12 protein-coding genes are annotated in these 10,689 nt (G+C 59.8%); 4 read left to right on the top strand and 8 right to left on the bottom strand.

Annotation, left to right across the window (positions count from 1 at the left end):
• Positions 1 to 220: 220 nt before the first annotated feature.
• The 5 genes from AAAB16_RS00570 to metG form a co-directional block, all read right to left on the bottom strand.
• Positions 221 to 619, bottom strand: coding sequence for a DUF350 domain-containing protein (locus tag AAAB16_RS00570; RefSeq protein ID WP_340661576.1), 399 nt, complete (start codon positions 617 to 619; stop codon positions 221 to 223).
• Between the two features lie 40 nt (positions 620 to 659).
• Positions 660 to 1,772, bottom strand: a complete 1,113-nt coding sequence (locus AAAB16_RS00565) for a glutathionylspermidine synthase family protein (protein WP_340661575.1) — start codon at positions 1,770 to 1,772, stop codon at positions 660 to 662.
• The gene (locus tag AAAB16_RS00560) at positions 1,772 to 2,110 is read right to left on the bottom strand and encodes a hypothetical protein (protein ID WP_340661574.1); all 339 of its coding nucleotides are present in this window, start codon (positions 2,108 to 2,110) and stop codon (positions 1,772 to 1,774) included. Before AAAB16_RS00560 ends, AAAB16_RS00565 begins: the two co-directional genes overlap by 1 nt.
• Positions 2,111 to 2,166: 56 nt before the next feature.
• Entirely contained in the window at positions 2,167 to 2,964 is a 798-nt protein-coding gene (locus tag AAAB16_RS00555; RefSeq protein ID WP_340661573.1) for a DUF4349 domain-containing protein, read from the bottom strand.
• A gap of 112 nt (positions 2,965 to 3,076) precedes the next feature.
• Complete coding sequence (metG, locus tag AAAB16_RS00550) at positions 3,077 to 5,119, bottom strand: methionine--tRNA ligase (RefSeq protein ID WP_340661572.1); 2,043 nt, start codon at positions 5,117 to 5,119, stop codon at positions 3,077 to 3,079.
• A gap of 232 nt (positions 5,120 to 5,351) precedes the next feature.
• On the opposite strand from metG, the gene apbC reads away from it, so the two are divergent.
• Positions 5,352 to 6,446 (top strand): iron-sulfur cluster carrier protein ApbC, encoded by a 1,095-nt coding sequence (apbC, locus tag AAAB16_RS00545; protein WP_340661571.1) that lies wholly within the window; start codon positions 5,352 to 5,354, stop codon positions 6,444 to 6,446.
• 117 nt (positions 6,447 to 6,563) lie between these two features.
• Here the strand turns inward: apbC and AAAB16_RS00540 are convergent, their stop codons facing one another.
• The gene (locus AAAB16_RS00540; protein ID WP_340661570.1) at positions 6,564 to 6,857 is read right to left on the bottom strand and encodes a DUF3077 domain-containing protein; all 294 of its coding nucleotides are present in this window, start codon (positions 6,855 to 6,857) and stop codon (positions 6,564 to 6,566) included.
• A 339-nt stretch (positions 6,858 to 7,196) separates the two neighbouring features.
• Complete coding sequence (locus tag AAAB16_RS00535; RefSeq protein ID WP_340661569.1) at positions 7,197 to 7,463, bottom strand: YceK/YidQ family lipoprotein; 267 nt, start codon at positions 7,461 to 7,463, stop codon at positions 7,197 to 7,199.
• 198 nt (positions 7,464 to 7,661) lie between these two features.
• On the opposite strand from AAAB16_RS00535, the gene AAAB16_RS00530 reads away from it, so the two are divergent.
• The 3 genes from AAAB16_RS00530 to AAAB16_RS00520 all read left to right on the top strand — a co-directional run bounded on the left by AAAB16_RS00530 (position 7,662) and on the right by AAAB16_RS00520 (position 9,141).
• Positions 7,662 to 7,808, top strand: coding sequence for a hypothetical protein (locus AAAB16_RS00530; RefSeq protein ID WP_340661568.1), 147 nt, complete (start codon positions 7,662 to 7,664; stop codon positions 7,806 to 7,808).
• A 145-nt stretch (positions 7,809 to 7,953) separates the two neighbouring features.
• Positions 7,954 to 8,556, top strand: coding sequence for a DUF4823 domain-containing protein (locus AAAB16_RS00525; protein WP_340661567.1), 603 nt, complete (start codon positions 7,954 to 7,956; stop codon positions 8,554 to 8,556).
• A gap of 15 nt (positions 8,557 to 8,571) precedes the next feature.
• A complete protein-coding gene (locus AAAB16_RS00520; RefSeq protein ID WP_340661566.1) occupies positions 8,572 to 9,141 on the top strand; it encodes a DUF1285 domain-containing protein in 570 nt (189 codons plus the stop codon).
• Positions 9,142 to 9,223: 82 nt separating this feature from the next.
• Here the strand turns inward: AAAB16_RS00520 and AAAB16_RS00515 are convergent.
• Positions 9,224 to 10,689: electron transfer flavoprotein-ubiquinone oxidoreductase (locus tag AAAB16_RS00515; protein WP_340661565.1), on the bottom strand; the 1,466-nt coding region annotated here is incomplete at its 5' end.

Genomic DNA, 10,689 nt, shown 5'->3' with positions numbered 1-10,689 from the left:
ACACCAATCAGCACTGCACTTGCCGGCCCCAGCAGCGCCAGTTGCGCCGGGTGCTGGCGCAGCGCATCAGCACCGGCGGGCAAGAGCACCAACAGGTTATTGACCAGCGCGGCGCCGATCAGGGCGAGGAGAAAAGCTGTCATTGCGCGGGGCTTGTCGCTGGGTCGCTAGTGAGGGGCGCCATTATCCGGGATGGCGCCGGCTCGGTACAGCAGAGCGCTCAATAGACCATGCAGGCGGCGTTGATCAGGCCCACGCAAAAGGCGCAGCCACCAAGAAACAGACCGTGGGCGGTCTGGTCTTCATGAATACCGTCACGCAGTTCCGGCAGCAGGCGCGATACCAGCAAATACACCAGCGCCTGCACCGCCAACGCCACCAGGCCCCACACCAGCATGTCGAGTAGGCTCACGCTATGGGCAATGGCGCTGGCCAGCGGCAGAGCAAAACCGAGCATGCTGCCTAGCAGGGCAAAGGTCGCCGACAGGTTGCCCTGGCGAATCAGCTTGAGCTCCGGGTACGGCGTCAGGTGCAGGTAGAGGAAAATAAACGCGCCAAACAGGGCGATGGCGACGGCGAAATACAGCAGAAAGTTGGGCAAGTTATTCAGCAGGGCCATACAGCGTTGCTCCTTGAGGCGAAAAAAGGGCGCGGGCGCCTCAGTCAATAAAGTAATGGGGAAGAAAACGGCTGCTATCGCGCGTGATGGCGCTGGCGTCTTCACGAATACCAAGCCCGGCCGCTTGCTCGCCCACCATCCAACTGCCTAGCACGGTGTAGCTGTCGGCGAACTTCGCCAGCGGGGCAAAGGCTTGGTAGATAAAGCGGCCATCGGCGTGCGGGCCGTCGCTTTCCTGCGACTGCTCGCCAGCGACAATGCGAATGTTCTGCCCTTCACGGGAATACAGCGGTTTGCGCACATAACGCCCGGGCAGGTCTTCCTCGAAACTGGCCGCCAGCAGGTTTGGATGGTCCGGGTTGAGCTGCCAGAGGATCGGTAACATGGCTTTGCTCGACATCAGCATCTTCCACGCCGGCTCCTGAAAGCGCAGGCCGCTCTGGCCCAAGTGCGCGCTGAACTCATCTTGCAACAGCCATTCCCAGGGGTAGAGCTTGAAGCAGCGCTCAATCGGCTGGTCGTCCAGATCAACAAAGCGTTGACCATCAAAACCAATGGCTTCCACCGGCAGATAGCGGGTGTCCACGCCGGCTTGCTGCGCGACGTCCTGCATATAGCGGGCGTTGCCAGTGTCTTCCTCGTGGCCGTCGATGGCGGCGAAATGCACCCGCTGGCCTTCGGCAATTTCCTTCCAGCGCGCGATCAGTTTTTCATGGATGGAATTGAACTGGTCGGCCTCCGGCAACACATCTTGCAGCCAATACCACTGCACCACGCTGGCTTCCAGCAGGCTGGTGGGGGTGTCGGCGTTGTACTCGAGTAACTTCGGCTGGCCTTCGCCATTCCAGGAAAAATCGAAGCGGCCATACAGCGCCGGCTCTTGGCGCTGCCAGGACTCTTTGATCAGGGCAATGGCATGGGCGGGCAAGTCGAAGTGGGCAAAGTGCTCGCCCTCAATCACCCAGGCCACGGCTGCCAGGTAGCGCTGGTGCAGGTCTTCGCTGGCGGCCTCAAGGGTTTCCACTTGCGCCAGCGTTAGCTGATAGGCCGCCGACTCATCCCAATACACGCCGTCGATGCTGTGAAAGGTAAAGCCCAGCGCTTCGCACTGCTCACGCCAATGGGGGCGTGGGGTAAAGGCGATACGTTGCACTAGCCACCCCCGGAAAAGCGCGCGCCGGAGCGGCCAAAGCCGCTGCGTTTGACCGCCTCGGTGCCGGCAATCAGCTGGCGCTGGGCTGTGTTCGGGCGCGAGCCGCTTTCGTAGCTGGGGCCGTAATAATCAGTGCGGTTGCGGCTGCCCCAACCGCCTGAACCGCCGCCAGCCGAACCGCCGCTGGAAACCGGTTCGCAGTAGCTGGAGTTTGGCCAGTCGCGTTCGCAATCGGCGCGCGTGGCGTAGCGGTCGCGGTAGACCGTGTTGTGGTGAAAGAGGCTAAACAGCATGCCGCCCGTCACCAGCGTGAGAATCACGGCTTCGGATTTTTTCATAACGTGCTTCCGTGCGAGCCCGCCTGGGCTCCTTTCCAGTGTGAGACGTATAGGGCTTAGCCCTTAAGCTGCCCGCGCCGTGTGGTCCGGCGCCACAGCCAGCGTACCAGCAAGGCCAGCGGGAACAGCACAATCAGGAATGGAATGCCGTAGCCGATTACTTGCAGCGCTTGGGTGCTGCCGTCGGTGGCGTTGTCCAGCAGGTTGGCGAAGGCATCGCCAATGCGGCTAAAGCGGCTGGGGCGTTGTTCTTTGGTGCTGAAGGTGAGGGTCAGCAGGTTGGTGTTGATGCGCCGTTGTTGCTGGGCGGCTTCCTGGGACGTGGCGTCCAATTGCACCTGCACCTCGGCCATCTCGCGGGCCAGCGCAAGCATATCGCTGACGCTGAGGTCTTTGCGGTCCTGGAACTGTTCGAGGGTTTTGTACTGGCGTAACAGGCGCTCGCGCACTTGGTTGTTGTCGGAGACGGCTTGGGCCAAGTCTTCGGCGTGGGTGTTGCGGGTCAGCAGCGTGCCGCCTTCGCCTGCCAAGGCAACCAGTTTCTCCACGCCTTCAGGCACGATGCGCACCGTCAGGCTGCCTGCCCGGTAGCTGCTGTCACCTTGTTCGATGCCGAGCAGGTCGCAAGCGCCAAAGCGGCTGCTGGTGCAGGCTTCGCGGGTGTCGGCGAGGCGTTGGGTGATGGCGGTTTTGTCGAGCTCGATGCCGACGGCGTGTTCGTAGGCCAGAAACACGCCGGCTTTGGCTTTCTCGCCCGAAAAGGACGCGGCGCCTTCGCCAGCGCTGGACCCACTTTTTTCGCTACAGCCAGCCAACGCCAACAAAAGAATCGGCAACATCCATTTCAATTTCATCACTGCTTCCTTGCTACTGGCTCTAAAGCAAACGCGTAGGGTGTGCTGTGCGCACCGAGGGGCGACGTTGAAATCGCGGGGTGCGCACGGCGCACCCTACGAAGGGCGTCTCTTACTTAACCCGTTGGCCAGGCTTGGCGCCGCTGTCCGGGCTGAGCAGGTAAATCTCTTCACCGCCAGGCCCAGCCGCCAACACCATGCCTTCGCTCACGCCAAACTTCATCTTGCGCGCCGCCAGGTTAGCCACGTACAGGGTCAGGCGGCCTTCCAGTTTGCTCGGGTCTGGGTAGGCGCTTTTGATCCCGGAGAACACGTTGCGCTTGGCATCGCCAATATCCAAGGTCAGGCGCAGGAGCTTGTCGGCGCCTTCAACGAATTCGCATTTTTCGATCAGCGCAATACGCAGGTCGACGGCCGCAAAGGCGTCAAAGCCGATTTCGGCGGCCAGGGGGTCTTTGCTCAGTTCGCCGTTGCCGGCAGGGGCGGCCGCCACTTCGCTGCTGGCCAGGTCTTCTTTTGAGGCGTCGGTCATGGCTTGTACGGCTTTCGGGTCGATGCGGGTCATCAACGGGTTGAAGGCGTTCAGCTGGTGGTTGGCCAGCAGGGTTTTATGGTCGTCCCAGGTCAACGGCGCGACGTTAAGGAACGCCTCGGCATCGGCTGCCAGCAACGGCAACACCGGCTTGAGCAGAATGATCAACTGACGGAACAGGTTGATGCCCAGGGCGCACACGGCCTGCACTTCGTCCTGCTTACCTTCTTGCTTGGCCAACGCCCACGGCGCTTTGTCGGCGATATAGGCATTGGCGCGGTCGGCCAGGGCCATGGTTTCGCGCATGGCACGGGCAAAGTCGCGGGCCTCGTAGGCCTCGGCAATGCTTGGGGTGGCGGCCAGGAAGGCCTCGGTGAGCTCCGGCGCGGCATTGCTGTCGACCAGTACACCAGCGTTGCCTTTGTGAATAAAACCGGCGCATCGGCTGGCAATGTTCACCACTTTGCCAACCAGGTCGGAGTTGACCTTCTGCACAAAGTCTTCGAGGTTCAGGTCCAGGTCATCCACGCCACGGCTGAGCTTGGCCGCGTAGTAGTAACGCAGGTATTCCGGCGACAGGTGATCAAGGTAAGTGCGCGCCTTGATAAAGGTGCCACGCGACTTCGACATTTTTTGCCCGTTGACGGTCAGGTAGCCGTGCACGTTGATGCCGGTGGGCTTGCGGTAGCCCGCGCCTTCGAGCATCGCTGGCCAGAACAGGGCGTGGAAATTGACGATGTCTTTGCCGATAAAGTGGTACAGCTCGGCGCTGGAATTTTTGTTCCAGAAGGCGTCGAAATCCAGCTCCGGCGTGCGGTTGCACAGGTTCTTGAAGCTGGCCATGTAGCCAATCGGCGCGTCCAGCCACACGTAAAAATACTTGCCTGGCTCGTCGGGAATTTCAAAGCCGAAATACGGCGCATCGCGGGAAATGTCCCACTCTTGCAGGCCAGCATCCAGCCACTCGGCGATCTTGTTGGCCACGGCCTCTTGCAAGGTGCCGCTGCGGGTCCAGGTTTGCAGCATGGCCTGGAAGTCGGGCAGCTTGAAGAAGAAGTGTTTGGAGTCTTTGAGTACCGGCACGGCGCCGGAAATCGCCGAGCGTGGGTTTTTCAGCTCGGTAGGCGCATAGGTGGCGCCGCATTTTTCGCAGTTGTCGCCGTACTGGTCTTCGGTGCCGCATTTCGGGCAGGTGCCCTTAATGAAACGGTCGGCCAGGAACATGCCTTTTTCCGGGTCGAAATACTGCGTCACTGAGCGCGTGGCGATATGGCCTTTGTCGCGCAGGGCCAGGTAAATGGCCGTGGACAGCTCGCGGTTTTCTTCGGAATGGGTGGAGTGGAAGTTATCGAAGTTCACCAAAAAGCTGGCGAAGTCCGCGCTGTGCTCGGCTTTAACGTCGTCGATCAACTGCTGCGCAGTGATGCCTTCTTTCTCGGCGCGCAACATGATGGCCGAGCCGTGGGCGTCGTCTGCGCAGACATAAATGCATTGATTGCCGCGGTGCTTTTGGAAGCGCACCCAGATATCGGTCTGGATGTACTCGAGCATATGGCCAAGGTGAATGGAACCGTTGGCATAGGGCAGGGCGCTGGTGACGAGAATTTTGCGGGGCTCGGACATGGTAATCGGCTGCACTGGCATTACGAGGGAAGTCGGCAACTATAAAGGGGCACGGGATTTTTTTCATCCGCCGCAGGGTGTTGGGCTTCGCTGCGCTCACCGAACGCGGACCGACCCAACCTACGGTATCGGCGTAGGTTGGGTTGAGCCGCAGGCGAAGCCCAACAGCACAAACCCAGTTCCCCTGGAGTAAGATGCCCGCCTGTTTTGCTCAGCCTTTCGGAGTTGCCCCATGAGCGCCATTACTCGCCAGGTGGTTGAAGCCACGCTGCGTCAGTTCACCGACCCCAACCTCAATCAAGACCCGGTAACGGCCGGTTGCCTGCGCGATGTGAGCATCGACGGCAGTACGGTGCGGGTGCGCCTGGAGCTGGGTTACGCCGCCGACCTGTTTAAAAACGGTTGGGCGCAAATGCTGCAAATGGCCTTGGAAAATGTCGACGGCATCAGCCGCGCCAGCGTGCAGATCGACACCAATATTGCTGCGCACAAAGCCCAGGCCCAGGTGCCAGGCTTGGCCAACGTGAAAAACGTTATCGCCGTCGCGTCGGGCAAAGGCGGCGTGGGCAAGTCCACCACCGCCGCCAACCTGGCCCTGGCGCTGGCCCGCGAAGGTGCCAAGGTCGGCATTCTCGATGCCGATATCTACGGCCCCAGCCAAGGCATTATGTTTGGCATTGCCGAGGGCACGCGCCCGCAGGTGAAAGAGCAGAAGTGGTTTGTGCCGATCAAGGCCCATGGCGTGGAAGTGATGTCCATGGCCTTCCTTACCGACGACAACACGCCCATGGTGTGGCGCGGCCCGATGGTGTCTGGCGCCTTGCTGCAACTGGTGACGCAAACCGCCTGGGGCGACTTGGATTACCTGGTGGTCGATATGCCGCCAGGCACGGGTGATATTCAACTGACCCTGGCGCAAAAAGTGCCGGTAGCTGGCGCTGTGATTGTCACCACTCCGCAAGACTTAGCCCTGCTGGACGCCCGTAAAGGCGTGGAAATGTTCCGCAAGGTCAACATTCCAGTACTGGGCGTAGTGGAAAACATGGCCGTGCATATCTGCTCCAACTGCGGCCACGCCGAGCACCTGTTTGGCGAAGGCGGCGGCGAGAAATTGGCTGCGCAATATGACGTCGACCTGCTGGCCTCTATGCCGCTGTCGATGGCTATTCGCATGCAATCGGACGGCGGTAAACCCACCGCCATTGCCGACCCGGAAAGCCAGATCGCCATGCTCTACCAGGAAGTCGCCCGAGCCGTTGGCGCGCGCATTGCGCAAAGCGGGCAGGCCAATCCGGGTATGCCCAACATCGTGATTTCCGACGACTAAGAACCGCGCAGCGCTGCGTGTTCATTGTGTTTGCTAACCGTAGGGTGTGCTGCGCGCACCTAGCGTTATGGGTGTGTACGCCATGTCCGTTCACCCTACGGTGAGCTATTTTTCCGCTTAAGCCGCTAGCGTTTTCTCATACGCACACAGCCCATCGAAGCTGGAACTTACCAGCGCGCGGGTGATGTCGTTGAGGTATTGCAGCGCTGCGGTTTGCACCTCTTTGCCACGGGGTTCGCGGCTCATAATCAGCTGCGCCATACAGCCCAACAGCGTCGTGGCCTGCTCCAGCGCCAATTCCACAGGTACGCCAGCGCGCACACACAACAGTGCGTGGCCATCGGTTTTCAAACAGGTTTTGTTAACGGTAAGCACCGCATTGGTAGGGATAGAAGCGGTTGAGTTTTCCATAACGTAGCTCCGAAAGTGATGGAGCTGCCACGGGTGCCAATGGGCAAATAGGGTGGCAGCTGTACGCGGGTTGAACGACCGATCGTAACTACTTCGGCACGCCCGAGGGCGTCCCACGTACAGCCGCCATAACTGCAAACCTGAGCGTCGTGTAACGCTCGGTTTTATGACGGGCTTTACAGCTTAGTTACGAAGCGGACGTTCAAATCCGGCCACTGGGCATCCAGCGGCGAGCCCATGGTAGGCCTGGCGCAAAGGCCAAATCTGGCAGCTCTGGCCGAGGAGCGCGTAGGTTCGGTAACGGCGAGCACCGGGCAAATTCGGTGAAATCGATGGTTTTTACCGGCGACCCCAGCCATTAAACGCCGTGTACGGCAGCACCACGGTATCCGCCGCCAGGCTTAACGGCATGTCAATAATGACCAGCGGAATAAACCAGGCCAGCACGCCGGCTTTGCCATCGGTTAAGGCGCCGAGGTATTTCACATCCGTAGCGGTTCCGCAGTAGGGGTGCGGGCCGCATTGAGCGTTGCCGTCGACTGTTTCGTTTACGGTGGCGCACCCGGTCAATAGGCTGAGCGCTAGTACCGCCAATACGCTGCGCATATACGTTCCCTCTTTTCGAAAGCGCCGGACTCTAGCATAGGGCGCGCAGTCAGCAGGCGAGCACAGGACGATGGTTCACACGAGATAGCAGCAGCGAAAGTCAGTGTGGCCCACCACACGCAGCTGGTCGGTGCGGTGGAATTGTTCTCTGCGCGCCGCACTCCTCTATTACAGAACCACAAACCCATGAGGTGATGTATGAGCGGCGACGACACAGGCATTGACGACGATATCAATGATCCCGGCAACGAAGACCCAGGCTCGGTAGAGCCAATAGTGCAGGAGCCAGATACCGATTTGCCGCTCGAGGACGTTGAGGAGGATGAGCAGCGAGATGCTGAGTAGGTTGGGTTGAGCCCTCGGCGAGCCCAACACTAAGGCGCTGTGGGTACAGTCAGGCTAGTCTGGCGTTCACGTAAGAATGTGGCGCGGAAGCTGCAATATGCGGCCTATCCGCCGGTTTTCCGTCACCGGCATGCGGAGAATCTTTATGCGTAGCCTTTTTGTGCTGCTGACCGTGCTGGCCCTTGGCGGCTGTATGAAGGTCAGCGATCTGAGCGATGGCGCTCTGTATCAGTTAAGCGATGCCGGCCTGCTGGACCATAGCGATATCCGCCGTTCGAGCCCGTGGCGACTGCAGCCGGACTCCTTCATCTTTATTGCCCAAGGCCATTTCGTGCCGCCGGGCGGCTATGCGCCGCGCCCTAACGTGGTGGCGGAACAGGCGTTCAATGGCTTTGTCGAATATTTCCCAATGGTGCGCCGGGCCAAGGCGCCAGCGGGGTTGGACGAATCGCTTAGCCAGGCACGTGCTGCCGGTGCCAATTACTTGCTGTATGCGCGCTTTGCCGGTGCGGATGACCGCATTGGTAACGAGGATGAGTGGAATGACCAGGAGGCGTTGGATCGGCTGGGTGTCGACCATAGCGCGATTCAGGTGATGTTAATTGAGACCAACACCCGCTACTTGGTCGATACTGTGCGCATTCGTAGCCGTGGCGGTTTTCTGACGTTATACGACAATAAGCCCGACGACTTGCTCGGGCCGCCCATGCAGGAGTACGCGCGACGGCTGCTGGGTTTGAATGAATAGATAAGAGGAGAGGGTATGAGTGACCCAGGCAAGGCCGGCGACCTGCTCGCGCAGATTCCCAAAGGCGAGGGCAAAGGGTTGCCGCCGGTGCATCTGTGGAACCCGGACTTCTGCGGCGACATCGACATGCGTATTGCCCGCGACGGTACTTGGTATTACCTGGGCACGCCGATTGGCCGCAAACCGATGGTGCGGCTGTTTTCCACCATCATTCGCCGCGACGGCGATGATTATTTTCTGATTACCCCGGTTGAGAAGGTCGGCATCAAGGTTGATGACGCACCTTTTGTTGCCGTAAGCGTTGAAGTGCAAGGCGAGGGTGAGGCGCAGGTGCTGCGCTTCACCACTAACGTTGAGGATGTAGCCGAGGCCGGGGCAGAGCATCCACTGCGTTTTGTGATTGACCCGGTTACCCAGGAGCCGGCGCCTTATGTGCATATCCGCACCAACCTGGAAGCGTTGATTCACCGCAATGTGTTTTATCAGTTGGTTGAACTGGCGGTGCCGCGTGAGATTGACGGGCAGATGTGGCTTGGCTTGTGGAGCGGCGGCGAGTTTTTCCCGATTGCGCCGCAGCCGGATTAATCCGGCGAATAGGTGACCATCGCGCCATCTAACGATCAATAAAAAAGGGCTTCCGAAGAAGCCCTTTTTTTGCGCCCGCCAATTACATATTGGGGTAGTTCGGACCGCCAGCACCTTCTGGGGCGACCCAGTTGATGTTCTGGGAGGGGTCTTTGATGTCGCAGGTTTTGCAGTGCACGCAGTTCTGCGCGTTGATCTGGAACTTCTTCTCGCCGCTTTCCTGGGTGACGATCTCGTACACGCCAGCTGGGCAATAGCGCTGCGCAGGCTCGTCGTAGAGCGGCAGGTTTTTCGCCAGCGGAATGCTTGGGTCGATCAGTTTCAGGTGGCAGGGTTGTTCCTCTTCATGGTTGGTGTTGGAGAGGAATACCGAGCTCAGTTTGTCGAAGCTGAGTTTGCCATCGGGTTTTGGGTAGCTGATTTTTTTCGCGTCTGCGGCGGGCTTCAAGCAGGCGTAGTCCGGCTTGGTGTCGTGCAGGGTGAACGGAATCTTGCCGCCGAAAATGTTCTGGTCAACGTAGTTGAACGCGCCACCGAGCAGCGGGCCGAACTTGTGCAGCGCCGGGCCGAAGTTGCGGCTGCGGAACAGTTCGTCGTAGAGCCAGCTGGCTTTGAACGAGTCGACATAGCCATTGAGCAGGTCGCCACCTTCGCTACCGGCGAACAGCGCATCGGCCACGGCGTCAGCGGCGAGCATGCCGGACTTCATGGCGGTGTGGCTGCCTTTGATTTTGGCGAAGTTCAGGGTGCCGAGGTCGCAACCGATCAGTGCACCGCCGTTGAAGACCATCTTCGGCAGCGAGTTCAGGCCGCCTTTGCAGATGGCGCGGGCGCCGTAGGACACGCGTTTGCCGCCTTCCAGGTACTGCTTGATCACCGGGTGATGTTTGTAGCGCTGGAACTCATCGAACGGCGACAGGTGCGGGTTGGCATAGGACAGGTCGACGATCAGGCCGACCACTACCTGGTTGTTTTCCAGGTGATAGAGGAACGAGCCACCGGTGTTTTCGGTGCCGACGATATCCAGCGGCCAGCCAGCGGTGTGCACCACCAGGCCCTGCTCGTGCTTGGACGGGTCGATGTCCCAGATTTCTTTGATACCGATGCCGTAGTGCTGGGCGTCGGCGTCGCTGTCGAGGTTGTACTTCTTGATCAGTTGTTTACCGATATGGCCACGGCAGCCTTCGGCGAACAGGGTGTATTTACCGCGCAGTTCCATGCCGGGGGTGTACACGCCTTCTTTCGGGTGGCCTTCGCGGTCTACGCCGAGGTCGCCGGTGAGAATGCCGCGTACCACGCCGTTTTCGTCGATCAGCGCTTCTTGCGCAGCGAAGCCTGGGTACACTTCTACGCCCAGGTTTTCAGCCTGCTGGGCCAACCAGCGGCACAGGTTGCCGAGGGAGATAATGTAGTTGCCTTCGTTGTGCATGGTCTTGGGCACAAAGAGGTCAGGGATTTTCTGCGCGCTGTCAGCGTTCTTGAGGACGAAAATGTCGTCGCGGGTGACCGGCGTGTTCAGCGGCGCGCCCAGTTCTTTCCAGTCCGGGA

This window comes from Pseudomonas sp. (genome assembly GCF_037994325.1).
Taxonomy (GTDB): Bacteria; Pseudomonadota; Gammaproteobacteria; order Pseudomonadales; family Pseudomonadaceae; genus Aquipseudomonas.
The sequence above is the reverse complement of the archived record's forward strand: the minus strand, read 5'-3'. Positions and strand labels throughout refer to the sequence as shown.

Bases quoted from the DNA above. Each gene is read 5' to 3' on its own strand.
- metG (WP_340661572.1), bottom strand. From the start codon at position 5,119: ATGTCCGAGCCCCGCAAAATTCTCGTCACCAGCGCCCTGCCCTATGCC.
- AAAB16_RS00535 (WP_340661569.1), bottom strand. From the start codon at position 7,463: ATGCGCAGCGTATTGGCGGTACTAGCGCTCAGCCTATTGACCGGGTGC.
- AAAB16_RS00540 (WP_340661570.1), bottom strand. From the start codon at position 6,857: ATGGAAAACTCAACCGCTTCTATCCCTACCAATGCGGTGCTTACCGTT.
- AAAB16_RS00570 (WP_340661576.1), bottom strand. From the start codon at position 619: ATGGCCCTGCTGAATAACTTGCCCAACTTTCTGCTGTATTTCGCCGTC.
- AAAB16_RS00560 (WP_340661574.1), bottom strand. From the start codon at position 2,110: ATGAAAAAATCCGAAGCCGTGATTCTCACGCTGGTGACGGGCGGCATG.
- AAAB16_RS00530 (WP_340661568.1), top strand. From the start codon at position 7,662: ATGAGCGGCGACGACACAGGCATTGACGACGATATCAATGATCCCGGC.
- AAAB16_RS00520 (WP_340661566.1), top strand. From the start codon at position 8,572: ATGAGTGACCCAGGCAAGGCCGGCGACCTGCTCGCGCAGATTCCCAAA.
- AAAB16_RS00555 (WP_340661573.1), bottom strand. From the start codon at position 2,964: ATGAAATTGAAATGGATGTTGCCGATTCTTTTGTTGGCGTTGGCTGGC.
- apbC (WP_340661571.1), top strand. From the start codon at position 5,352: ATGAGCGCCATTACTCGCCAGGTGGTTGAAGCCACGCTGCGTCAGTTC.
- AAAB16_RS00525 (WP_340661567.1), top strand. From the start codon at position 7,954: ATGCGTAGCCTTTTTGTGCTGCTGACCGTGCTGGCCCTTGGCGGCTGT.